25 protein-coding genes are annotated in these 24,807 nt (G+C 36.9%); 12 read left to right on the top strand and 13 right to left on the bottom strand.

The genetic code is table 11. The annotated features are described in order from the left end of the window. Positions 1-63: 63 nt before the first annotated feature. The 6 genes from ACXAGS_RS00850 (at position 64) to ACXAGS_RS00825 (ending at position 6,521) form a co-directional block, all read left to right on the top strand. Positions 64-612 carry a CopD family protein gene (locus ACXAGS_RS00850; RefSeq protein ID WP_474903736.1) on the top strand — a complete coding sequence of 183 codons (549 nt, stop codon included), beginning with the start codon at positions 64-66 and terminating at the stop codon, positions 610-612. Between the two features lie 129 nt (positions 613-741). After that, positions 742-2,151 (top strand): ATP-binding protein, encoded by a 1,410-nt coding sequence (locus ACXAGS_RS00845; protein WP_474903734.1) that lies wholly within the window; start codon positions 742-744, stop codon positions 2,149-2,151. A 78-nt stretch (positions 2,152-2,229) separates the two neighbouring features. Next, positions 2,230-3,012: an enoyl-CoA hydratase/isomerase family protein gene (locus ACXAGS_RS00840; RefSeq protein WP_474903732.1), complete on the top strand. Its 783-nt coding sequence runs from the start codon at positions 2,230-2,232 to the stop codon at positions 3,010-3,012. A gap of 25 nt (positions 3,013-3,037) precedes the next feature. Then, a complete protein-coding gene (locus tag ACXAGS_RS00835) occupies positions 3,038-4,582 on the top strand; it encodes a hypothetical protein (RefSeq protein WP_474903731.1) in 1,545 nt (514 codons plus the stop codon). Between the two features lie 61 nt (positions 4,583-4,643). Further along, positions 4,644-5,717: a PA0069 family radical SAM protein gene (locus ACXAGS_RS00830; protein ID WP_474903729.1), complete on the top strand. Its 1,074-nt coding sequence runs from the start codon at positions 4,644-4,646 to the stop codon at positions 5,715-5,717. 180 nt (positions 5,718-5,897) lie between these two features. Then, positions 5,898-6,521, top strand: coding sequence for a 2OG-Fe(II) oxygenase (locus ACXAGS_RS00825; RefSeq protein ID WP_474903727.1), 624 nt, complete (start codon positions 5,898-5,900; stop codon positions 6,519-6,521). A 131-nt stretch (positions 6,522-6,652) separates the two neighbouring features. On the opposite strand, the gene ACXAGS_RS00820 is transcribed toward ACXAGS_RS00825, so the two are convergent. From ACXAGS_RS00820 to ACXAGS_RS00810, 3 genes are all read right to left on the bottom strand, one after another. Then, positions 6,653-7,339 carry a hypothetical protein gene (locus tag ACXAGS_RS00820; RefSeq protein ID WP_474903725.1) on the bottom strand — a complete coding sequence of 229 codons (687 nt, stop codon included), beginning with the start codon at positions 7,337-7,339 and terminating at the stop codon, positions 6,653-6,655. Between the two features lie 88 nt (positions 7,340-7,427). Then, positions 7,428-7,985, bottom strand: a complete 558-nt coding sequence (locus ACXAGS_RS00815) for a GNAT family N-acetyltransferase (RefSeq protein WP_474903723.1) — start codon at positions 7,983-7,985, stop codon at positions 7,428-7,430. A gap of 199 nt (positions 7,986-8,184) precedes the next feature. After that, on the bottom strand, positions 8,185-9,609 hold the full coding sequence (locus ACXAGS_RS00810; protein WP_474903721.1) for a Gfo/Idh/MocA family protein: 1,425 nt from the start codon (positions 9,607-9,609) through the stop codon (positions 8,185-8,187). 286 nt (positions 9,610-9,895) lie between these two features. On the opposite strand from ACXAGS_RS00810, the gene ACXAGS_RS00805 reads away from it, so the two are divergent. Beyond that, a complete protein-coding gene (locus ACXAGS_RS00805) occupies positions 9,896-11,281 on the top strand; it encodes a glycosyltransferase family 2 protein (protein WP_474903719.1) in 1,386 nt (461 codons plus the stop codon). A gap of 209 nt (positions 11,282-11,490) precedes the next feature. On the opposite strand, the gene ACXAGS_RS00800 is transcribed toward ACXAGS_RS00805, so the two are convergent. The 6 genes from ACXAGS_RS00800 to ACXAGS_RS00775 all read right to left on the bottom strand — a co-directional run bounded on the left by ACXAGS_RS00800 (position 11,491) and on the right by ACXAGS_RS00775 (position 16,441). Then, positions 11,491-12,180 carry a dioxygenase family protein gene (locus ACXAGS_RS00800; RefSeq protein WP_474903717.1) on the bottom strand — a complete coding sequence of 230 codons (690 nt, stop codon included), beginning with the start codon at positions 12,178-12,180 and terminating at the stop codon, positions 11,491-11,493. A 171-nt stretch (positions 12,181-12,351) separates the two neighbouring features. Beyond that, complete coding sequence (locus tag ACXAGS_RS00795) at positions 12,352-13,320, bottom strand: hypothetical protein (RefSeq protein ID WP_474903715.1); 969 nt, start codon at positions 13,318-13,320, stop codon at positions 12,352-12,354. A gap of 127 nt (positions 13,321-13,447) precedes the next feature. Beyond that, positions 13,448-14,383 carry a hypothetical protein gene (locus ACXAGS_RS00790; RefSeq protein WP_474903714.1) on the bottom strand — a complete coding sequence of 312 codons (936 nt, stop codon included), beginning with the start codon at positions 14,381-14,383 and terminating at the stop codon, positions 13,448-13,450. Positions 14,384-14,520: 137 nt separating this feature from the next. Next, on the bottom strand, positions 14,521-15,195 hold the full coding sequence (locus tag ACXAGS_RS00785) for an HD domain-containing protein (protein WP_474903713.1): 675 nt from the start codon (positions 15,193-15,195) through the stop codon (positions 14,521-14,523). A gap of 2 nt (positions 15,196-15,197) precedes the next feature. Further along, positions 15,198-15,929 (bottom strand): lysophospholipid acyltransferase family protein, encoded by a 732-nt coding sequence (locus ACXAGS_RS00780; protein WP_474903711.1) that lies wholly within the window; start codon positions 15,927-15,929, stop codon positions 15,198-15,200. A 101-nt stretch (positions 15,930-16,030) separates the two neighbouring features. Beyond that, on the bottom strand, positions 16,031-16,441 hold the full coding sequence (locus ACXAGS_RS00775; protein ID WP_010518776.1) for a BrxA/BrxB family bacilliredoxin: 411 nt from the start codon (positions 16,439-16,441) through the stop codon (positions 16,031-16,033). Between the two features lie 184 nt (positions 16,442-16,625). Between ACXAGS_RS00775 and ACXAGS_RS00770 the strand changes: the two genes are divergently transcribed. Then, positions 16,626-17,363 (top strand): TerB family tellurite resistance protein, encoded by a 738-nt coding sequence (locus ACXAGS_RS00770; protein ID WP_474903710.1) that lies wholly within the window; start codon positions 16,626-16,628, stop codon positions 17,361-17,363. Here the strand turns inward: ACXAGS_RS00770 and ACXAGS_RS00765 are convergent. Then, positions 17,360-18,514 (bottom strand): PepSY-associated TM helix domain-containing protein, encoded by a 1,155-nt coding sequence (locus tag ACXAGS_RS00765; RefSeq protein ID WP_474903709.1) that lies wholly within the window; start codon positions 18,512-18,514, stop codon positions 17,360-17,362. The two genes, ACXAGS_RS00770 and ACXAGS_RS00765, sit on opposite strands and share 4 nt — an antisense overlap. A 185-nt stretch (positions 18,515-18,699) precedes the next feature. On the opposite strand from ACXAGS_RS00765, the gene ACXAGS_RS00760 reads away from it, so the two are divergent. From ACXAGS_RS00760 to ACXAGS_RS00750, 3 genes are all read left to right on the top strand, one after another. Then, positions 18,700-19,284 (top strand): HupE/UreJ family protein, encoded by a 585-nt coding sequence (locus ACXAGS_RS00760; protein WP_474903708.1) that lies wholly within the window; start codon positions 18,700-18,702, stop codon positions 19,282-19,284. A gap of 63 nt (positions 19,285-19,347) precedes the next feature. After that, positions 19,348-19,785: a deoxycytidylate deaminase gene (locus tag ACXAGS_RS00755; RefSeq protein WP_010518772.1), complete on the top strand. Its 438-nt coding sequence runs from the start codon at positions 19,348-19,350 to the stop codon at positions 19,783-19,785. Positions 19,786-19,788: 3 nt separating this feature from the next. Further along, the gene (locus tag ACXAGS_RS00750; protein ID WP_474903707.1) at positions 19,789-21,393 is read left to right on the top strand and encodes a S41 family peptidase; all 1,605 of its coding nucleotides are present in this window, start codon (positions 19,789-19,791) and stop codon (positions 21,391-21,393) included. A gap of 5 nt (positions 21,394-21,398) precedes the next feature. On the opposite strand, the gene ACXAGS_RS00745 is transcribed toward ACXAGS_RS00750, so the two are convergent. Both ACXAGS_RS00745 and ACXAGS_RS00740 read right to left on the bottom strand, forming a co-directional pair. Beyond that, positions 21,399-21,599 (bottom strand): hypothetical protein, encoded by a 201-nt coding sequence (locus ACXAGS_RS00745; RefSeq protein ID WP_474903705.1) that lies wholly within the window; start codon positions 21,597-21,599, stop codon positions 21,399-21,401. Then, a complete protein-coding gene (locus ACXAGS_RS00740) occupies positions 21,596-22,174 on the bottom strand; it encodes a MarC family protein (RefSeq protein WP_010518769.1) in 579 nt (192 codons plus the stop codon). Before ACXAGS_RS00740 ends, ACXAGS_RS00745 begins: the two co-directional genes overlap by 4 nt. A gap of 91 nt (positions 22,175-22,265) precedes the next feature. On the opposite strand from ACXAGS_RS00740, the gene ACXAGS_RS00735 reads away from it, so the two are divergent. Further along, the gene (locus ACXAGS_RS00735) at positions 22,266-22,835 is read left to right on the top strand and encodes a DUF3109 family protein (RefSeq protein WP_474903704.1); all 570 of its coding nucleotides are present in this window, start codon (positions 22,266-22,268) and stop codon (positions 22,833-22,835) included. Here the strand turns inward: ACXAGS_RS00735 and ACXAGS_RS00730 are convergent. After that, positions 22,828-24,798: a tetratricopeptide repeat-containing sensor histidine kinase gene (locus ACXAGS_RS00730; RefSeq protein ID WP_474903702.1), complete on the bottom strand. Its 1,971-nt coding sequence runs from the start codon at positions 24,796-24,798 to the stop codon at positions 22,828-22,830. The two genes, ACXAGS_RS00735 and ACXAGS_RS00730, sit on opposite strands and share 8 nt — an antisense overlap. Positions 24,799-24,807: the final 9 nt, after the last annotated feature.

Raw genomic sequence — 24,807 nt, 5'->3', positions numbered from 1 at the left:
ATTGCTTCAATATCAAAAAAGTTAAAAAGGTTGTAGTAAGTTTGTGAAGTAGTTTAAAAGCATATGCAGGCATATTTTTACATTAAAGCGCTTCACTTAATATTTGTAGTAACCTGGTTTGCAGGGCTTTTTTATATTCCCCGGCTATTTATTTACCATATTGAAGCAGCTGAAAAAGCATCCCCAGAAAAGGAAATTTTGACAGCACAATTTAAGTTGATGACCAAACGGTTATGGAATATTATTACGTGGCCATCTGCTGTTTTATGTACGCTATTTGCTTTGGGCTTGTTGCATTTAAATCCTGGACTACTAGGGATGCCTTGGATGCAAGTAAAGTTGGTTTTTGTGACCTTGTTATGGGCGTATCACATAAAATGTCATTTTATTGTAAAAGAATTACAGCGAGATCAAATAAAATATACCTCTCGGTATATGCGAATTTTTAATGAGGTAACCACCTTGATACTTTTTGCGGTTATTTTCTTGGTCATTTTAAAAAGTGCCGTAAACTGGATTTACGGCGTAGTGGGAATTTTTGTTTTGGGAATTTTGTTAATGCTGGGCATAAAGTTATACAAACGCATTCGGGATAAAAATCCCAATGCATAATTGGAATTGGGTTGAATTTTAGTTTTGACTTTGGAATTTTAGCCTTTGGTGCGATTATTGTTAACTTTAAGTGCAAATAGCTTGTCTTTGATTAAAAAACTATCTCTTAGGTCACGCATCTTTATAACCATGATTTTATTGGTGGTTATTGCGTCCGTTTTAATAGCAGGGGTAACCATCTATCAATATAGGGAGCAATCACAAGATTATCATGAAAATCGTTTGGAGCGCAAAGAGGAACAAATCTTGCAAAGTATTAATTACGTGCTTCAAGAAACCACTTACGAGGCCAAAACAGAAAATCTTAAATATATTTTTAGGGACGAGATTTACAAGATTGCTGATGTACAAAACGTAAATTTCAATATCTACGATTTGGAAGGGCAACTGATAAAAAGTTCCAAACCCGCATTTGAGGCCGATGCTGTTTCCAATTGTCTAGATCCTGAAGTCTTGAACCATTTAGAATGGAGCGTAACAAAACGTTACGTAGAAGAGAAACGTACGGCAGGAGATAACTACAAAGCTTCTTACTTATATATTTTAGACCCAAGGTTTAAGCCCATTGGTATCATGAACCTGCCTTATTTTGAAGACAATTCTTTTAACGATAAAGAATTAAAGGAATTTCTGTTTCGTTTAGCAGGGGTTTATCTTTTAATGCTATTGGCGGCCATTATTTTAGCGTATTTCATTTCTAAATACATAACCCGCTCTTTGCAAACCGTGGCAGATAAGTTGCACCATACCAATTTAACCAAGCGAAACGAAAAAATTTACATTAAAAACCCGAGCGAGGAAATAGGTAGCCTTATAGACTCTTACAATAATATGATTGATGAGTTAGAGCAAAGTGCCGCTAAATTAGCCAAAAGTGAAAGGGAGCAGGCCTGGCGGGAAATGGCCAAGCAGGTAGCCCACGAAATTAAAAATCCGTTGACACCAATGCGGCTAAGTGTGCAGAGCTTTGAACGTAAGTTTAATCCAGAAGACCCTGAAGCACTTGCTAAATTAAGTGAGTTTTCTAAAACCATGGTACAACAGATAGATATTATGAGCAATATTGCTTCCGCTTTTTCCAATTTTGCGGATATGCCTGCGCAGCAAAAAGAAACCTTAAATGTAGTTAAGGTAACCAAATTGGCATTGGATATTTTTCAAGAGCCCTACATCCACTTTATATCGGATAAAGAAGAGTTAATTGCCAAATTAGACCGTACACAATTAATACGTGTTATAACCAATTTGGTAAAGAACGCCATACAGGCCCTGCCAGAAGTAAGTTCTCCCCGTATTTTGGTTACGGTTGCAGAAGAAACAGAATGGATTAAAATCTGCGTAGCAGATAATGGGGTGGGAATTTCAGATACGGTAAAAGATAAAATTTTTGAACCTAAGTTTACCACAAAGTCCAGTGGTATGGGGCTGGGGTTGGGTATGGTAAAGAACATTGTAGAAAACTACAAGGGCAAAATAGAATTTACTTCGCAAGAGGGTAAAGGAACGGTTTTTACCGTGCGTTTTCCAAAACAATCTTAGGCTAAACCTTGCCTTGTTTTGTGCCTCAATGCTTAACTTTATCCTAGCTGATAATAACAACAACTAAAATTAAGCTACATGGATTATAATAACATCTACATAGAAGAAGAAAATGGTCTTGCTACAATAACCATAGACCGCCCTAAAAAATTAAATGCGCTTAACAAAGAAACCATTGAGGAACTGCACAATGCCTTTAAAGAGTTAGAAGAAGATGCTAGTACAAAGGTTATAATTATTACCGGTAGCGGTGAAAAGGCTTTTGTTGCCGGTGCAGATATATCTGAATTTGCCGATTTTGCGGTAAAACAAGGTGCTCAATTAGCATCTAAAGGTCAGAAAATTTTGTTCGATTTTGTTCAAAACTTGTCCAAACCCGTTATAGCGGCCGTAAACGGTTTTGCTTTAGGGGGCGGTTTGGAGTTGGCTATGGCCTGCCATTTTAGAGTAGCTAGTGACAATGCTAAAATGGGTTTACCAGAAGTTTCTTTAGGGGTAATACCTGGTTATGGCGGTACCCAACGTTTGCCACAACTGGTAGGTAAGGGATTGGCCATGGAAATGATTATGACTGCGGGTATGATAGATGCGCAAAAAGCGTTGCAAAACGGATTGATCAATTATGTAGTGCCTCAAGAAGAATTAATGCCCCTTTGTACAAAATTGGCCGGAAAAATCATGAATAATTCCTCTGTAGCCATCGCGCAAGCAATAAAAGCCGTAAATGCGGGTTATAATCCTGAAAAAGATGGTTTTGCCGTAGAAGTAGAAGCCTTTGGTACTTGTTTTGGTACGGATGACTTTAAGGAAGGTACAACCGCCTTTTTAGAAAAACGAAAAGCCGATTTTCCAGGATCATAATAACTAAAAGAAACAAACGTCCCACATGAAAAATCTTATAGTTTACCTAACACTTTTTTTGGCCGTCATGGTAACGGCGCAAGAAATGCCCATAACATATAGCTTTGGCGAAAAGTACAATGATCGCCACCGCTATTCTAATTTGGTTACCATAGCTGAAGATGGCGATAACGGTTACATCTTGGTACGTTCTTATTTTCAAGGACTAATCTTAAAGCCTAAAGGCTATCTAATAGAGCGATACGATAAAGATTTAAACCTAATTTCTGAATACAATTACAAGTTCAGGGATATGCAATTTATTGATGGCTTTGTAAAAAATGGCACCCTTAACCTAATCTTTTTTAATTACGATTACAATAAAGGCCAATATGAGTATTGGGTGCACAAAACAGCAACTACCAATATGAATTTTACAACAGAGCGTTTTTTTAGCATAGAAACCAAAGTTGTAGAAGGGGCATATGGTAAAAACTATTACAATAGAAATTTTAATAACGGATTTTCTACCACTTTACTTTTTAATAGCGATAAAACAGGTTTTATAATCAGTACGGATCATGCCAAGGGCAAAGAAGAGAGCCATACGCTACACATGTTCGATGCCAGCTTTAAAAAACGTTGGGAGGTAGATTTTAATACCGAAGCCGAAGAGAAGAATTATGCCTTTGAGCAATTGGCGCTTTCAGATGATTTAAGTGAAGCTTATTTGGTAGGGAAAGCATATTTTAAAAAGCGTAGGTTTAAGGTAGACGAGCGCAAGTACCAATATGAATTAATGAAAGTTGGCCCTACGGGTATACAAACGCAAGATTTTACCCAACCTGGTATTTATCCGGAAGCCTTGTACCCCATTTTAGAAGGTAATGCCGTTAAATGTGTTGGGTTTTATGCAGATCGTAAAGACAATCGGTATAACGGGATATCGTTTTATGCCGTAGACAAAAACTCATTGGCTATAACCAACCAAAAACACCACCCTTTTACGGAAGATTTTATGTTTGATAAGTTTGGTAGGGAAGATAACCGAGTTATTAAAAATTTAGTGTTTAAAGGGGTAGACATTACGGAAGAGGGTAACATTCTTTTTAATGCAGAAGAGTATTTTGTTACCAATAGCATGTATAGAACCGGTGCGGGGCAGCGTATGCAGGTAGAGCGTTTTCACTACAATGATATTATGAGTGCCAAATTAAAAGCCAATGGTGATTTAATATGGGTGCGCAACGTAAACAAATCTGAAGTTACGCAAGGGGATGAGGCATATGCTTCTTACAGCTCTTTTAGTAAAGATGGTAATACGTATTTCTTTATTTGTACGGCTGCTGAAAATCCGCAGTTGATCAATAACGAAAGAATGATTTTTAAACAAGGGCTCACCCAAAATAGAAACGTGTTCACCATCTTATTAGATGCGCAAGGTAAAATGACCTACAAAAAGATAATAGATGGTAAAGAAGCGAGATTACCTTTAATGGTTTCTATGCCTTTTACAAGTAAAAAAGACGATGCCATGTTGTTCTATGCCAAACGCGGTAGCAAAAAACAACTGGTTAAAGTAGCCTTCTAGCAAACGTTAAAAATAATATATTATAGGATTTATTCCATAAATTTGGAATAAATCCTATTTTTTGTCACATATTTCCTATCAGAAAGGCCGAGGAGCACAACTAAACGTGCATAACAGATTTTTAAAAGACGTTCACGAACAACGAGACGATTTTTTAGAATACTGCCGATTATCTGGGGAAGAAGCGGTATCTAATAAAACCAAAGTAACCCCCATCTTTCCTAAGACCATAGTGAATAAGGTTAATAGTCCGGATGTGGGTTTGGAATACAGTTTAAACCCGTATCAGGGCTGCGAACATGGCTGTATTTATTGCTATGCCCGTAACAGTCATGAGTATTGGGGGTATAGCGCTGGTAAGGATTTTGAACAGCAAATCTTAGTAAAAAAAGATGCGCCTAAATTGTTAGCGGCCCATTTAAGTAAAAAGAGTTGGCAAGCCAAGACAATTGTGCTTTCTGGCAATACGGATTGCTACCAACCGGTAGAGAAAGATTTTGAACTTACGCGTGCCTGTTTAAAAGTATTTTTAAAGTATAGGCATCCAGCGGGAATTATAACCAAGAATGCTATGGTCTTGCGAGACTTGGATGTTTTAAAGGAACTTAATGCCTTAGGTTTGGTGGGCGTAAACCTTTCTATAACCTCTCTAGATGAACATACCCGCAGGTTGTTAGAACCAAGAACGGCCACTATAAAAAAACGCTTGCACGCTATGGAACAATTGTCCAATGCTGGCATTCCGGTAAATGCTATGCTAGCACCAATTATACCGGGAATCAATAGCCATGAATTATTAGATTTGGCCAAGGAGGTGGCTGCCTGTGGCGCACGTTCGTTTGGTTATACCGTTGTGCGGCTCAATGGAGCAATTGGCACTATTTTTAAGGACTGGCTGTATAAAACAATGCCAGACCGGGCAGAGAAGGTATTAAGTTTAATAGCACAATGCCATGGCGGACAGTTAAACGATAGCCGTTTTGGAAGTAGAATGAAAGGTGATGGCGCCGTTGCCCAGCAAATACAGCAAATGGCACATTTGGCCAAGGCAAAATATTTTAAGGGAAGACAATTTCCTAAGCTACGTACAGATTTACATGAGGCCTATAAAGATGGTCAATTAAAGCTGTTTTAACGCCGTGTAATTCTAGTTAATGAATTAACACAAAGTAACCTTGTTCTTTGCTATGCTAAGTTTGTTTAGGCTTTCATTTAGTGGTTTGGCAAATTGGTGTTTAGTTATAAAAATTAAAATAAAAACCACTGCCATATCCTAAATAAGATTACTTTTGCGCGCTATTTTTTATAAATGTAAGTGACAGACATTCATGACCTTGAAGATTGGCTCAACTGGATAGATGAGCTCTCTGATAAACACTACGTAGTGGTAGACAATTTTTTGAGCCAACCACTTTATACTACCTTAAAAAATTACTTTGTAGAACATGAAGCGTTATTTGCACAAGCTGGTATTGGTAGTTTGGATAACCACCAAGTACGTACAAAAATTAGGGGAGATAAAACGTACTGGTTGGATGCCAATAGAGATGTGGACTTAAATTCTTTTTGGCAATTGGTACAAGAGACTAAAAATGTGCTAAACCGCTACTGTTACTTAAGTTTGTCTGGGCATGAGTTTCATCTAGCACATTATCCGCCAGGCGGACATTACGCTCGCCATTTAGATCAGTTTGAAGAACGAAGCAACCGTATGATTACCATGATTGTTTATTTAAACGATAATTGGAAAACCGGTGATGGGGGCGAATTGGAAATTTTTGAACCAGATAAATCTTTGAGTTTGATACAACCGCTTGGGAATAGATGTGTACTATTTAAAAGTGGGGTAGTACCACATGCGGTATTAAAATCTCACAAAGATAGGTATAGCTTAACGGGTTGGCTTACCTATCAACCCAAGGGACTTGCATGGATTTAAGACTTGGGTTATTGCAATGGTCTTTCCATTTTTAAAGCTAGGAGAGATTTGCTTGCCTAAAGTGGTTTGTTTTGAATTTGAATAAGTTGTAGTTGTTTACACCTTTATTGGCTAGAATTATCGCTTTATATTTAATAACTGGCCCTAACTTTTTTGGAAAAACTAGTAGAAAAGCGAAGCGTAATTCCAATAGCTGGCGTATTAAAATTAGTTCTGTGGTATACCTGGTTTTCAGGATTAAGATGGTTTAGGGTTTTACCGGCATTAAATCGGGTATACCTCAAATAAATTCCAAATTGGTTGTAATTTTTTAGACTCAGAAATTCATATCCAGCACTAACGGACCAATGATTACTATTGGCAAACGCTCTTGTTTTACTCACATTAGCTTCGGTATCACTATATTCTCCAGTGGCTTCCTGTTTGCCAAAGTGGTATTTGGGTAATAAAATAAATTGTCCAGGGTCATCATCAATTATAAATTTAGCTCCAAAAGCAGCATTCCATGCCACAAAAGATTGGCTGTCAAAAGACCTAAAGTCAATTTCTCCATCTCTATTTCGGTCGTCAAAATCTTCATCAGAAACGCTCCCGTATAACAGATTAATACTTAAATCTGGTGCAATCCATTGGTATCGGAACAACTCTGTGCCCAAATCAAATTGTAGGTATATTCCATCCAATTGCTCTTCATAGAAACCTGTTGCTTCTGCATAAAAAGATGTGGGTGCTTTGTCTTGTGCACTTATAGAAGATGGTAGTAAACTACTAATTAAAGTGAGCAGTAGATACCCAATTTTGAGACATTTAGGCTTCATAACTATAATGTATAAGTTATTCTGCTGCAACAAGAATTATACCAATACAATCTTTTAAGTGCAAATATGTACAGCACATGTAAAAAGCCTACGAATTGTTTTTCCACTCGTCTTTTAGTATGCTATAATACAAGGTATCTCTTCTACGGCTGTTGGTCATTAACGTATGGCTACGCAATACACCTTCTTTTATTAACCCAACTTTTTCCATGCCTTTACGGGCAGCAATATTAAGCACGTCTGTTTTAAACTCAATGCGAAGGATTGCCGTTTCTGTAAACAAATAGTTGAAGAGTAGTTTTTTTACCAAGCTGTTAATTCCAGTGCCTTGGTATGCCTTGGCAATCCAAGTCCACCCGATTTCTACACGGCAATCCTTGGCAGAAATATTTCCAATACGTGTAGTGCCAATAACCGCGCCCTTAATTGGGTCTACAAGTGTAAAGGGCAATTCTTTTTGTTGCTCATGGTTTTTGACTGCGGTGGTAATCCAGTTTTTTAAGGTAGCTTCATCAGATAAATCGGCAGTGAAGTAATACCACATTTGGGTGTCTGTTGTAAGCGTTTTCATAGTTTCAAAATCATCTAATTGCATAGGTCTTAGAATAACCTTTTGAGTAACTATTGTTTTATTAAAATCGAGCATTGCTTTTGGTTTGCTTTAAAATTCGCTTAGAAAGTAAAAAGTAAAAAGTAAAAAGTAAAAAGTAAAAAGTAAAAAGTAAAAAGTAAATGGTACTAAGTGTTAAGTATCGTTTAAATTATTCATGCAGAGTTTTCTTTGAATTTTTTTGCTAATAAAAAACCGAGAGCAGGCTCTCGGTTTTCCCTATTTAAAAGCAGTTTTAAGAGAGTTCCCAGCCAGTTCTATACTTACGGCCTACCCATTCGTTGGCCTTTTCGTAATTGGTTATGCGCATATTATCACCATCCCAATGTAGTTTTCTACGGCCTTCGTACATATACGGGTCCCAATCGCCCACTTTTTTGCCAGGTTTTAATTTTTTGTATTGGTACGCACGTACTGCAAGGTTCCCCATAAGTACGGTCTCGGTAAGTTTACCGGCCTTTTCAAAATTAGAAGACGTTTCACTTCCGGTTAGGCATCCTTCTACAAAGTTTTGGATGTGTCCGTTCATGCCGCCGGGTATCCGTGCATATTTGGCTTTTGGTTGTTGGTACAGCTCGTTTAAATTAGAAGGTAACAATCGTGCGTTTTGGGAGTAGGTATCCGTAACAATTATGCCTTTTTCACCATACATAACAGTACCGCCATCGCCATTACCAATAGTTTCACCATCTTTTAGTTCGTCTGGTAGGTCTGGTTTTATACCACCATCAAACCAGTTTAACTGTATGGCGCCATGGTAATCGTGTTCAAACTTTAAATGTATTTTAGAAGATGGGGGGCAAGAATGGCTATAATCGCCCTCTACGAAATCGCCCACCCAAACAGTTGTACAGCTTGCTTCGGCTTCTTTGGGATAACCTAGGTCTAGCACGCTAAAAGGCGTTTCCATAATATGGCAACCCATATCGCCCAAAGCTCCAGTGCCAAAATCCCAAAAGCCACGCCATTTAAACGGCAAGTATCTATCGTTATAATCTCTCATGGCGGCAGGGCCTAGCCAAAGGTCCCAATCCAAGCCTTTAGGAACCCTATCTTTTTTAGACGGTAAAGCTACCCCTTGTGGCCATACCGGTCTGTTGGTCCAACAATCTATGGTATGTATTTTGCCAATTACACCAGATTCTACCCACTCTCTAGCAATTCTACTATCATCACTACTGGCACCTTGGTTGCCCATTTGAGTAACAATATTATTTTCTTTCGCTACTTGTGTCATTAACCGTGCCTCACGTATGTTATGTGCCAAAGGTTTTTCTACGTAGGCATGTTTTTTGGCTTTCATAAAGGGCAGGGCAATAGTGGCATGGGTATGGTCTGGGGTGGCCACCATAATAGCATCTATCTCAGAAAGGTGCTGGTCATAAACCTTTCTAAAATCTTTGTAACGCTTTACATCTGGATATTTGGCATAGGTATCTGCCGCACGGCGGTCATCTACATCACAGAAGGAAACAAATTTTACTTTACCCGTGTTTTGTAGGCCTTCTATAACCCCGCTTCCTCGACCACCTACACCAAAAGCGCTTACGTATAACGTATCACTTGGGGGTACATGGTTTTTGCCCAGCACAAAACTGGGAACAATGGAGAAGGCGGCAGTGCTCGCAGCCGCATTTTTAATAAAATTTCGTCTTTGCATTTGGTTTAGTTTAAAGTTGTCTAGAGAAAGATACTAAAAAGGCTAGGCTGTAAAAAATAGAAAACATATCAATTTTTGGCGTAAGTCTTATCTATTTGATAGTAAAGAACATAAAAATTTATACTAATGGTAATTTGTCTAAGCTAATGTTGCGAATATGATTGCTTAACAAAACGTGAACTAGTGTTAAAGATTGCCAAGAAATAATCCAATGAACGCAATGACTCGTAAAACAGAACGAGCACCCGTAAGGGAACACTAATTATAACTATTACTAAGTAACAAAATGGTTCAAAACTACAATAAACGATCCATTAGAAATTGGGTCAACACATTTTTTACCACTGCAGACGCTTGGTCTGTTTTTATCAAGGGTAGTTCTTTTGCCCTTATGCTAGGATCCATTTATTTGGTGTATGTATTACAGGAAGATTTTACACAGTTTAATCAAGAACAACGCAACTCTACCCTTGGCTATTACTTTTTGTTGGTTGCATTTGGGTTGTTGTTATTCCGTGGTTTCTTCTTTATTTACACCTTGTATAACTATATTAAATACAAACCGGTTGCAGGGGTAACCAATGATGAACTGCCTACTAGTACCGTTATTGTACCAGCGTATAACGAAGGCAAACAGGTTTACGATACTTTGGTAAGTTTGGTTGCGAGCGATTTTCCTGAGGAAAAATTGCAAATTGTTTCTATAGATGATGGGAGTAAGGACGATACCTGGCAGTGGATGCAAAAAGCAAAAGCAGAGTTGGGTAACCGTGTAGAAATTTACCAACAACCTAAAAATATGGGCAAACGCCATGCACTATACCGTGCTTTTGATTTAGCTACGGGCGAAGTGTTTGTTACCGTAGATAGTGATAGTGTGGTAGACAAAGATACCTTACGCAATTTGGTTAGCCCATTTGTGGTAAACAAAAATTGTGGTGCGGTAGCAGGGAACATAAGGGTACTTAACAATAAAAAGGCCTTATTGCCTAAAATGTTAGATGTAAGTTTTGTGTTGAGTTTTGAGTTTATTCGCTCTGCAGAAAGTAACGTAAACACCGTATTGTGTACCCCAGGTGCCTTGGCAGCCTATAAAAGGGAGGCCATTATGGCATGCAAGGAAGATTGGATACACCAGCAATTTATGGGTAAGCCATCGGATATTGGAGAAGACCAAGCCTTGACCAACATGGTGTTAAAACAAGGAAAAAGTGTTTTGTTCCAGAGTAACGCCTATTGTTATACCAATGTACCAGAACGCTACAAGGGGTTGTACAAGATGTTTATTAGATGGGATAGGAGCAATGTAAGAGAGGTATTAGAGATGTCTAAATTCATCTTTACCAATTTTAGGAACTTTAGCAAATCTGGCGCCCGTTTGTTGTTTACCAGCCAGGTACTAAAAATTCTTATGAGTTACCCGTTATTTATTTTTATGGTATTCTTTATAGTAACCCAACCCTTATTATTTCTAGGGTCGTCTATGGTGAGTATTCTACTGTTATCTAGTTTTTCGGTTTTGTTCTATGCAAAGCGTTACAATTGGGTAGAATCTTTCTGGGCTTATTCTTATAGTATTTTCTTCACCTTTGGCCTGTTTTGGATTACACCGTACTCCATTGCAACCGTAGCCAAGGGAGGATGGTTAACCCGAGGATTGGGTAGCCGATAAAAGTTAGTTTTTGAGTTAGTTGGTTAGTTAGTAAAAAAGGGTCTGAAAGTAATTCAGATCCTTTTTTTGAATTTTCAACGGTTAGTATATAAAGTAGGCGGTTACGAAGCACTAAACATTCAGTTAAGCACAAAGATTAAAATGAGCCTAGAGCCTTGATTTAATTACTGTTTCGCCTATTTTTTATATACCTTGTTGTGTGCTGTATTTTATACTACTATTGTTTTTAACAAAGTATATCCATCAGTAGTATTTCCAGTCAAGGAATCAAGCATATTACCATCAAGGCTATCAGAAAAAACATTGTCACTTGCATTTAGTGTATCAGCTTCTCCATTGTAACCCGTTGTTGCATAAACCGTATCACAAATATCTTTAGGAAATGCAATTTGCGTAACACGTAACGAATTTTCATTTGAGTCCAATATTTCTACGTGAATATGAGGTGCTCTACCCATATACCAACCTGGAAATATGCTTATGAAAGAAACTTGTCCATTAGAATCCGTTGTTTGTCTTCCACGTAAGAAATCTTCATCTGTATAATCTGTTTGTTGCATTTGAGTTCCACCATATTGCGAATAATTTCCTTCCGCATCACAATGCCATAAGTCAACTAATACTCCTGAAAGTGGGTTGCAATCGTCACTTTGGTCTTGAATAGTAAGTGTTATCAATAAAGCCACGCCTGTTCTATCTCCAACAATATTTTCCAATACTAATTGAGCAGGTGTTTTAATTGGAAATGGACCTGCAGTTTCACTTGGGGATAAATCACAATCTCCTGTTGTCGTTGGGTTGTTGTCATCATCTTTTGAGCAAGAAGTAATAACTGTAGGTAACGCTACAATAGTTCCTAATCCAACCAATCCTTTCTTTAAAAATTTTTTTCTGTCCATATTATGTCTTTTTTAGTTATACGTTTTTTGTTCTGTTATATTGCACATAACTGTATCGTATAAGAATAGTAGCGGATTTCACACACTAGCTTTTCAGTTTAGCGTTGACCTTTATTTTATATTTTATTGTTTCGTTTTAGCATTTCAGCCGCTATTATTTCTTATACATTGTTAGCAGCTTTCTTTTTTATATTTAGCAATTAAATGTTCATTATTATCATCAACTAAAAACGAGGTAATATTACCATCTCCGTGATATGAACTACCACCGATATCTATCCCGCAACTTAGAAGTAGATAATCAAAATTCAAACAATATTCTTTATCATCCCACTTTCTTGATCTTAAATTCCCTATAGTATTTACAGTCAAAGTTTTAGTCTCTTGATGGAAGTGAGAAAAATACTTAGGTACATTTTCTTTTAAAATAGCACTATAAAAAATATGGGCATTAATTTCCAAGTATTGAGCAAAGTTGATTCCATAGTTTCTTAGGTTTTTAAAAACTCCCATAAAATCTGAGATTATGTTATTGTCCTCGAAAGCTATTGTCAAAGAAACTTTACCAAATTTCATAGATAGACATAAAGAACTAAGAATATTATGATAGAAAAATTCTTCGTTTTCACATTTGAAGATGAAAATGCTCCAAGGTTTAGGCTCATTAAATTTTGTTTCGAATCGAATTGATTGAAGGAAAAGATGGAGAGCAGAGTAACTTTCCAGTTCTTTAGGTGAAATAATTTTACCAAAGTCTGGATTCTTTCTGTCAAGAAGTAAGGAAAGTTCTTTATATCTAGTCGCATATAGAATTTTTCCTGTCCACTGAAATATTGTTTTTTCATCTTCAAAGGTTAAATCTTCAAAAGACCTATCTAATAAAATTTTAAATCGTTCTTCTAATTGCGATAATTTATTATTGTTACAATCTGAACAACAGGGAACTGTTAAATGTCTGTATGGAATAGTTGTCCCATTGGATATTTTTAATTTCTTGTCCCATAAATCATATTTGTGTTGAAGCCATTTTGGGAAGATATGCTCAGCAGTTTTTAAATCACATTCTTGTCCACACAGAAAGCAACTTTCTTTATCAAATGTTTCTTCTTTTAGATTTCTGTAAAATTTGATTTCATCCATTTATTTAGATTGCTGCTAACGGTGAGTATAAGAATAGTAGCCGATTGTGTGGCATTTTCCTGTCAAGCTACAAGAAAGTTGAAGCGGGCTACAACCCTTGAATTTACTACTATCTCGGCTATTATTTTTATACATTGTTGTGGGTAGTGATTTTTGGGGGTAACTTTCCAGTCCAACCTGAATTAATTGGTTGGTCAATCATAGGTTTCAAGCCAGATACCGTATTCTTAACTTTGTCATATTCATGAATTCCATCTATTTGTTTTGAATTGCTAATTTGGGCACTGGAATACTCTTGGATTTTTCCTTTTCTTTCTGTTATTAACCCTTTCTTTGCAGATATTTCGTAAAATTCGTCTCCTTTCTCGTAGTAAAACAATGAAGAATTCTCTCTTTCAAGAAAACCGTAGCTATATAATCCTGTTCTACAAAATATCTCTTCTAAAGACAAATCTCGGATGAAGTGCTTATCTCTAACTTCAGGAAGTTCCTTTATTTCACTATAATTAGAAATGTCAGAAAAGGAAAAATCATTGAAAATAAAAGTCTGGATACTATTATTCTCAACAATCGAGGAAATTAAGCCATTACTATATCCTTTGCTTTCTTGCCATAAATAACTGACCATTGTGTGAAATAAACGATTATACAAAACATAAATTTCATCTTCGTAAATATCCTCCTTATCATCTGGAAATCTTAATAATTCTTCTCTTGTTGGTTTTTCTTTAATTGTAGGTGTGAATTCATCAGCATCATGAAAGTCTTTAAGTATTAAACCAAATTCCTCATCTCTATCGTGAACTCCATCTGCGGAATCAGGAAGAAGAGATAGTCCATAATCACCAGAACCACGCCAATATGAAAGGTGTACATCAGAACTATAAATAGATTTGATGAAGTCAATATCATATTTTTGTGTCACTTCGATAAATACCTTTCTTAAATGCTCTTGGTTTGAGGCTAGATATTCAATTTTATCCAATAGTTGATTTTTGAGTATTGGATGCAAAGAATTACCTTCATTATACCTCTTAAGAATATGCTTAATTTCTTTTATCATGGTCTATTTTTTATTACCCACAACAATTGAATATCCGTCATATGACGGATATATACTATTATTTGGGGATATCCGTACTAACGGCTATCTCTTTTGTATAAAACTACTAAATCTTAGACGGGCATAAAATCCTTTTTTTATATATCTTCTTTTACGCCAATAGGATTCCATTCTGCATAAAATTGTTCTAAGTAATTAAGCATAAATTGATGCCGTTGCGCAGCCATTTCTTTACCGGTTTGGGTATTCATTTTATCTTTTAACAATAGCAGTTTTTCATAAAAATGGTTAATGGTAGGTGCGGCACTTTTTTTATAGGCTTCTTTACTTTGGTTAAGGTTGGGCGGTATGGCGGGGTTGTATAGTTCCCGGTTTTTAAATCCGCCGTAATTAAATGTACGTGCAATACCAATTGCCCCAATAGCGTCTAGGCGGTCTGCATCTTGCACTACCTGCAATTCTGGAGAGGTAAACGTACTTGCGTTGGGGTCCAAGCTATTTTTATAGGATATGTTTTCAATAATTTTTACCACATGATCTATTACCTTTTGGTCTACTTTCAAAGAAGCTAAAAAAGCAGCTGCCATTTTAGGCCCTATGGTTTCGTCCCCATTATAAAATTTGGCATCGGCAATATCATGCAACAGGGCGCCTAGACTAGCTACTAAAACATCTACTTTTTCATCTTTTGCAATAAATAGTGTGTTTCTAAAAACCCTTTGAATGTGAAACCAATCGTGGCCACCTTCGGCACCCTTTAACGTCTCTTTTACAAATTGTATGGTCTCTTCAATAATAGCGTCGTCTGTCATGGTTAACTTTTAATACCAGATTTTACTACGGTTTCTATTTTTTCCATAAGAAGGTCCAAATCACCCTCATTGGCAATAAGCGGGTGTACCTCAAAAGTAACATGGGCGCCCAATCCCATTGGAAATTTACCGTATTTTAATAGTTTCCAAGAGTTATTAATGCTTATGGGGACCACCAATGCGTTGGGTGCTTTTTTTAGTAGCGTTTTTAATCCCATGGGTTTAAATGGCTTGGGTTTTCCATCTCTACTTCTTGTACCCTCCGGAAAAATAACGGCAGAACGGTTGTGTTGTTCAATATATTTACCCAATGAGGCAATAGCCATTAGGGCTTGTTTGGGGTCTTTACGATCAATTAATACGGACCCACCGTGTCTTAGGTTATAGGATACACTGGGGATGCCCTTTCCTAATTCTTTTTTGCTTACAAATTTAGGATGGTATTTGCGCATATACCAGATAATAGCAGGTATATCGTTCATGCTTTGGTGGTTGGAAACAATTATTAGGGGTTTATCTGTTGGTATCTCTTGTTTATTAGTAAAAGTATACCGGGTACCCAACACATTGGTGCAGCGTATTAAAAACCAATTAAGTATAGAAACACTTCGTTTATGTGCCTCGTAGCCAAAAACATTAAAACAAAACCACTGTATGGGGTGAAATATAAGTAAGGACAACCCAAAGCAGAGAAAATAAATAGCCGTTAAGGGGTAAGAAAGTAATTTAAGCATGGTGGTAAACACAAATTATGGTCGTAAGGTAATTCAGAATTAATAGAACTAAAAAAACCACCCGTAACGGAGTGGTTTTTAAGCTTTTCTATGGCAATGACTTAACAATGCTCGTTATAGGCCTCCATTAAGTTTTCTGCAATCATTTCTGCAGGTCTGCCTTCAATGTGGTGTCTTTCTATCATGTGTACCAACTCTCCATCTTTAAATAATGCCATACTTGGAGAAGAAGGTGGAAAAGGAACCATGGCAGCCCTTGCCGTATCTACAGCTTCTCTGTCTACACCAGCAAATACAGTTACCAGGTTATCTGGTTTTTTACTATTTGCTAGGCTTAACTTAGCAGCTGGTCTAGCATTGGCTGCAGCACAACCACAAACAGAATTTACCACTACAAGTGTAGTACCTTCTTGTTTTAATGCTGCTTCTACAGCTTCACTGGTATATAGTTCTTGAAAACCTGCTACGGCAAGGTCTTCTCTCATTGGTTTTACTAATTCTTCTGGATACATAGAATCAAATTTTTTCTAAGGTCAAAGATACCAAATTGATACCTTTTTGTTTACTAAATATATTTTAAGATTTTCAAAGGTTTTGATTGCTCTGCGTTTTAGAGCTATGTTGAGCCAATACCAGCCTATATACAAAGGCCGTTACCAACTCTAAACACTATCTTTGCGGCTAAATTTGTTTAAGATGATCAAATGGGTGGCCGCTGTTTTAGGCTATACTTTTTTACGATTTCCAGGGGCTATCCTGGGTTTTATTGTGGGTAGCTTTTTAGATAACTTAAATTCTGGCAGCAAATCTGGTAATACGGTGTTTAGGGATTTTACCAAACAAACCGTTTCGCCTGCAGATTTTGAACTTAACTTACTTTCTTTATGTTCTATTGTAATTAAGGCAGATGGGCATGTTAGCCAACGAGAGCTAGATTATGTTAGGCAATATTTTATAAGTACCTATGGTAAGGAAAAGGCCAATGCTATTTTTAGAACGTTTAATGATGTTATTAAAAAAAGGGAAATTTCCGCAGCTAAGATATGTGCCTACCTAAACCAACGTACCCGGCACGAAGTACGTTTGCAATTGATTCATTTTCTTTTTGGAATTGCCCAGTCCGATGGGCAGGTAAGCCAAGCGGAAGTAGCTAAATTAAAAGAAATTGCTATCTACTTGCGCATTGGTAACTACGATTTTGAAAGTATAAAAGCCATGTTTATACAACAAGCGGATAATGCCTACAAAATCTTGGAAATAGACCGTACCGCAACGGACGATGCCGTAAAAAAAGCATATCGGAATATGGCAAAAAAATACCATCCTGATCGCGTGGTTACAGAAGATGAAGCCATTAAAAAGGGTGCCGAAGAAAAATTTAAACAAGTTCAAAAAGCCTACGAAACCATACAGAAAGAAAGAGGAATGGTTTAAGCCATGGCCTCTGTGGTCACGCTTTTTCTTTTGCGTTTTTTCTTTAGTTTGTTAATGTAGATAAAGGTGCCGGTAATTGGTAAACTAGTACCCACTAGACAGGCCAAAAAATACAATATTTTACTAAAGGTACCGTAAATGGCACCTGTATGTAACGGTTTTATGGCCCCTGCTATTTTTACGTTTAAGGGCTTATCCGCATAAATTTCTTTGTTTACCATGGTTCCTGTGGTGGTTAGGGTCAATTGATCAAAAGCAACGGTAGAAAAGCTAGCATCCGCTAATTTTCTAAAGTTATAAACCGGATTCTTTTTATTGGGTAAACTTATAGTTAACTCCCCAGCATAAGGAAGTTCTTTGTTTGCCAAGGCCACTGCCTCTTCCAACGTAAGTTGCTTTCCATTTGTATTACCCACAGACATTTTGGGAGCACCTCTTCTATTAAAAACGGGCGTGCCCAAAACGCTACTTAAACCGTCTCTGTACCCTTCAAAAGACCAGCAAAGCCCGGTTAAGCCCATAATTATGATTAATAGACAAGAGTAAAAACCAAGTGTGTTGTGTAAATCATGATTAATTCGCTTCCAATTGGCGTCGGTTTTAATTTTAAGGCCTGCTTTTACGTACTTCCACTTTATCTTTTTAGGAAACCAAAGTACTATTCCGGTTAGGGATAGAATTAGAAATACAATAGTTGCAATACCAACAATAGGCCTTCCAATACTAGTATCTAACAATAACCATCTATGTAACCGGAACATAAAACGCATAAAACCTTCCGCACTAGATTTTTCGGGTTTTAAAATTTCGCCGGTATATGGGTTTACCTCATATTGGGTGCCCCTACGTTGTTTGGGGTCTTCTTTAATAGAAAAAACATAAGGTTGTTTCGTATTTGTAGGTAAAGTAACGGCTGTAAGTGTACCTTTTTCCTTTAATGCAGGTAGTTTTGTCAGTTTATTTAAGGGTTGCTTATTGCCTTTAGGTACAACTACCAATTCTTTTTGAAACCATCCTTCAATTTCTTTTTCAAAGGTTAAGATGGTACCACTTAGGCAAACAAGGAAGATAATTAAGCCACTTATTAGGCCCAGCCAAAGATGAATATCATTTATAAGCGCCCTAAGGCCGTAGGTCTTTTTTTTGGTCATGTTAATCAAGTAAAAAATGAGCAAACAAGCTGCTTTGCTTGGTGGGCTAAAATACAATGGCTTTTTAGTTTGAACAAGAGTAGTTTAGATTTGTTTTAAATAAATATAATTGATATGTAAAGTTGATTTTTGGAGGAGCTACAGCGGTATTTACTTATTTTCGTATCACAACTCATAAACAACTCATGGAGAATTTTTGGTTATATCTAAAATTGGGAATAGAACATGTTTTAGATTTAAACGCATACGATCATATCCTATTTTTAGCTGCATTGGCTTTGCCTTTTACCTTTAAAAAATGGAGATGGGTATTGTTTTTGGCAACTGTTTTTACGGTAACCCATTGCACATCTTTAGCACTATCTGCCTATGATATTTTACGGGTAGATGTAAGTTGGATAGAATTTTTAATACCTGTGACCATAGCTCTAACCGCAATTTTTAATTTATACCGGGTTTCTAGGCCTACTAACAATACAGGTTGGTATTTTACTGCTTTGGCAACCGCTTTTTTTGGATTAATACATGGTTTCGGCTTTTCTAATTACTTTAATATGATGATGGCAGAAGAAACCGAGAAGATAGAGCCGCTTCTAGGTTTCGCAGCGGGTATAGAACTATCACAAGTAACTATAATAGGAATAATACTGTTGCTTTCTTACCTATGGCTAAGCTTACTTAAGCAAAAGCAAAATTGGTTTATAATTGGATTGTCAATTTTAATCTTAACCATAACAATACCAATGCTAATAGCTACGTTTCCATTATAGTAGAAGCGTTAATATTATGGCAAAATAATTGATGTTGCCTAGTAAAGCCGATATCTTTAGAAAATGAAAATCTCCAAACAAGAGAAATACGATCGTGCCTATTTAAGAATGGCTAAGGAATGGGGCAAGCTGTCTTACTGCAAAAGAAAGCAGGTAGGGGCAATCATCGTAAAAGATAGGATGATAATTTCTGATGGCTATAATGGTACGCCAACTGGCTTTGAAAACTTTTGCGAGGATGAAGCTGGGTATACAAAATGGTATGTGCTGCACGCAGAGGCCAATGCCATTTCAAAGGTGGCCGCCTCTACACAATCTTGTAATGGTGCAACTTTATATATTACCCTATCGCCTTGTAAAGAGTGTAGTAAATTAATACATCAGTCAGGGATAAAGCGTATTGTATACCAAAATGCCTACAAGGACGATTCCGGATTAAGATTTTTGGAAAAAGCTGGCGTGGAAATTGTGCATATGCCGGTAGTAGAAGAAACCGTTTAAAAAATGAAGAAAAAATACAGGTACATATTGCCAACTGTTCTTGCCCTTGCCTTGGCGTTGGGTATTTTTATTGGGGGCAAGCTTCATTTTGACGATTCGCCGGAAAGGCTTTTTTCTACCAACTCTAAAAAAGATAAACTCAATAGATTAATTGATTATATAGATTACGAATACGTAGACGATATTGATACAGATAGTATTGTAGATGTTACCGTAAATAATATTCTAGGCAAACTAGATCCACACTCGGTTTACATTCCAAAGGAAGAAATGGAATCTGTTGCCGAGAACATGAAGGGCGATTTTGTGGGCATTGGTATAAGTTTTAATAAGGTTAAAGATACCGTTACCATTGTAAGAACCATAAAAGATGGCCCTAGTGACCAAAAAGGTTTATTGGCAGGAGATAAAATTCTTATTGCCAACGGCGATACTATTTTTGGTAAACGTATACCAAACGCCGATTTGGTAACCCGGTTAAAAGGGGAAAAAGGGAGCAAAGTAGCGCTTACTATCTATAGAAAATCTGAAGATAGGATATTTGATGTTACCTTAAGAAGGGGTGTTGTACCCATACGTAGTGTAGATGCCCAATTTATGGTAAACGATGATATGGGATATCTAAAAATTAACCGTTTTGCGGAATCTACATTTAAAGAATTTAAGGCCGCCTTATTGAATTTACAGCGAAAGGGTGCCCAGAAATTAGTTTTGGATTTACGGGATAATCCTGGTGGCTATTTGGGAATTGCCGAAAAAATGGCGGACGAGTTTTTAACCGATGGAAAACTTATTTTATTTACCAAAAACAAGAAAGGCAATATAGACAAGGTGTTTGCAACTGATAAAGGCACTTTTGAAAATAAACCAGTATACGTGTTGATCAACGAGCGTTCGGCCTCTGCCAGCGAGATTATCGCAGGAGCTTTACAGGATAACGATTTGGGTACAATTGTGGGCAGGCGTTCTTTTGGTAAAGGTTTAGTGCAGCGTGAAATGGATTTGGGAGATGGTTCTGCTGTTCGTTTAACAGTTTCTAGATACTACACGCCAACCGGGCGTTCAATTCAAAAACCGTATAACAAAGGTCATGACGATTATTACCAGCAATTTATGGAGCGCTACCATAGCGGAGAAATGGTTTCTGTAGATAGTATTAAAGTTGCAGATTCCCTTAAGTTTACTACGCCTAAAGGAAAGGTGGTATACGGTGGTGGCGGTATAATACCAGATGCTTTTGTGCCTATAGAATCTTTAGACCATGAACGTGTTTTAGGTTTAGATGCAGCTGGTTATTTTTCTAACTATGCTTTTACTTTCTTAGAATTGGACAGAAGTAGGTTTGCCAACTATCCAGAAAAAGAATTTTTAGAGGAATACCATGTAGATGATATCATCTTTGAGCGGTTTATAGACTTCTTGCTAAACCGAAACATTCGTATGGATTTCTATGCAAACGAACAGTTGATTAAAACCTATTTAAAGGCCAATATTGCCGAACAACTTTACTCACCCAACACTTCTGCCAAGATAAAGTCTAGCCAAGATAAGATGTTGGCCAAAGTAATAGCGTTGGACCAAAATGATGAGAAGCCCGAAGAAAATTAGTGAGCTTACTCCTTTAACTTGTTCTCTATTTTTTTAGAGGTGGCAAAAATCAATATCAATACAATAGCACATAAGGAGGCCATAATACCAATACATGCAATTAGACTATCACCAGCAAAAAGGTTGTCGAAGTCTAAAAGGGTTATGTTGTAAATAATAAGTGCTAACGCTAAAACAGAAAGTATTATGTACAGTGTCTTGTTCATCGTCCCATTAATTCATTAATATTCGCTGCAAATAGCTTAACTGCTATTGCCAACAAAATTACGCCAAAAACTTTTCTTATAACCTCTAATCCATTAGGGCCAAGTAGTTTTTCAATTTTTTTGGATGATTTTAAGACTAGGTATACAAATGCCATGTTTACTACAATGGCCACAATAATGTTTTCTACATGAAATTCTGCCCGTAGAGACAGGATGGAAGTCATGGTACCAGCACCAGCAATTAATGGAAAGGCTATAGGTACCACAGAAGCCGTTTTGGGCTCATCATCTCTAAATAGCGGGATGCCCAAAATCATTTCTAATGCCAAGAAGAAAATAACAAATGCACCAGCTACGGCAAAAGAATTTATATCTATACCAATAAGGTTTAAGATGCTTTCTCCAACAAATAAAAAGGCAACCATAATACCAATGGCTACTAGAGCGGCTTTTTCAGACTGTATGTGCCCCACCTTCTTACGTAAAGAGATGATAATAGGTATGCTACCTAAAATATCTATTACCGCAAAGAGTACCATAGTGGCTGTAACTATTTCTTTAAAATTAAAATTCATGGTGCTATTAATTTTACGGTGCAAATCTACAGTTATTTATTGCGGCTGTTTTATTAAAACCCTATTAAATTTGTGCAACTAAATTCTAGGTATGTTTCAAATTGGTAAAACGCTCATCTCTGAGGAAATTATAGAAAAAGATTTTGTGTGCAATTTAAACGCATGCAAAGGGGCTTGTTGTGTGGAGGGTGAGTCTGGTGCGCCCTTAACAGACCAAGAGCTTCCTGTTTTGGAAAAGGTGTATAAGACCGTTAAGCCCTATTTAAGAAAAGAAGGTATTGCGGCTATAGAGGAGCAAGGTACTTACGTAAAGGGTTGGGATGGCGAATGGGAAACGCCTTTGGTAAACCATGAGGAGTGTGCTTACGTGGTTTTTGCCAAAGATGGTATGGCCAAATGTGCGTTGGAAGAAGCGTATAATGATGGTTTAACCGATTGGAAAAAACCGGTCTCTTGTCATCTATATCCGGTTAGGACTAGGGAATACTCGGCTTTTACGGCTGTAAATTACCATAAATGGGCTATTTGTGATGATGCTTGTACGCTGGGGGCAGAACTTAAAGTGCCTATTTACAAATTCGTAAAAGAGGCATTGGTTAGAAAGTTTGGGGCCGATTGGTACAAAGAATTGGAAGAAGTGGCTGCCCAGCACCTTAAATAGTAGGTATTTCTATAACTACTTTAGTTCCGTTAGGTTTTCCTTTTTCGTCAAAAAGGTCAATTATATCCACGTTGTAATCATTCTGATAATCTTTTGCAAAGTTGGCCAAGCGCTCTTTTGTAATATCTATACCAACAGATTTTCTTTTAATTACGCGCTTTTCCTTTATTTTTTCTGATGTAGCCCTACCTACACCATTGTCAATAATATTAATATGTATGTGGTAATCATTTTTTGGGGTAATGGTAACCATTAATTTTTTTTCACCTTCTTTAGAGCTTAGGCCATGCCATATGGCATTCTCTAAAAAAGGCTGAAGTATTAAAGACGGTAATTTTAAAGTTTCTGGATCTAGGCCTTCCGTAATTTCTATTTTATAATCTATGGTATTAGAAAACCGTATGTTTTCAATGTTCAAATAAAGTTCTGCGGTTTCTAGTTCTTCTGCCAGTGTGGTTTCTTTTAAGGTAGATCCATCTAAAATACGCCTTACCAGTTTAGAGAACTTATTTAAGTAATGAACGGCGTTCTTTTTATCATTATTGATAATGTATAGCTTTATCGAATTTAAAGAATTGAACAAGAAATGGGGGTTCATTTGGCTACGCAACATATTTTGTTCCAATCCTATTACCCTTTTTTCATAGTTGGATTGATGCTGCCTATACATGATGAATAAAATGGTAATTACCAAACCGGTTAGTAAAGCACTAACTAAGATTGTGGTTTGGTGTTTTCTTAATTTAAGGTTAATCAGCTCGTTTTTCTGTGCCAGTTCCTTTATTTCCGTGGTTTGCTTCTCTGCCTCGTACCGTAGAATTAAATCGTTAATGTAACGGTTGTTCTGATCACTTTTAATTTCGTTTTCATAGCGCTCTGCTTCTTTAAAATAGACTAACGCCTGCTTATAATTATTTTTCTTAATTTCTAAATCAGACAACAGTTTGTTGCCATATATTACTTGGCCCAAAATGTCATTTTCTCTTGCCATTTTTAATCCAGCTCGCATATTTTTCTCTGCGGTTAGCAAATTGCCGGTATTCATTTGTGCCCAACCTAGATTGTGCAATACGCTTGTCCAAATAAATTTGTCGCCAATGTTAGAAATAGGTTCTACCAATTGTTCCAAAAGCACTAAGGCGGCATTAGGCATATTCTGTTTTAAGTAGATTTGTGCAATGCTGTTTTTGCAAATAACCCTACCGTATTCATTGTCCATTTCATCATTAATAGCTAATGATTTTCTATAGTAATCCAATGCCTCTTCTAGCTTGCCTTGTTGTTCTAGACAGTCTCCTATATTTTGATTATTTATGGCCAAACCCAGATTATTTCCTAGTTCGGTTTCAGAAGCCAATGCCCTTTTAAAATTACCAATGGCTAAATCGTATTGTCCAAGGGCTTGGTAGATATTGCCTATAGAATTTAAAGCAATATTGATGCTCTTTTTAACATCCTTAGAATTAGAATCTACCGCCTCTGCCTTTTCTAGTGCTTGTTGGTGGTAGTCTAAGGCGGTTCTTACCGCATCGGTTCTTCTATAAACAACTCCAAGCATGTTAAGGCTACTAATCTCTAACTCTTTATTTTCTACTTTTTGGGCTAGTTCAAGAGCTGCTTCATGGGCCTCTACCGCTTTGGGATAATTAGATTTGTTTCTAAAATAGGTGCCCATCATATTAAGGGCGTAAATCTGCCCTGCTGGGTAATTTTTTTTAATAGCCTCTTCCAGAAAGTTTTTAATTAATAGCGTGTCTTTCTTGTATTTGTAGAAATAGCTATTTATATCCTCATAGTTACCTGGTTTTTCTCTTAAAAGTTGATTTAAGGTAACTTCAAATGGCTTTTCTAGCTTTAAACCATCTTGTGCCTTACCAAGAGATAGAACAAATAGAAGAGCAAGTTGTAGAACAACAACGTATTTTGGATAAAATGGTAAGCGTTTGGTAGTAGGTTGCCTCATGCAATTGCA

It is taken from the genome of Croceivirga sp. ABH4_376, assembly GCF_056160685.1.
This window is presented reverse-complemented; position numbering and strand designations above follow the sequence as displayed.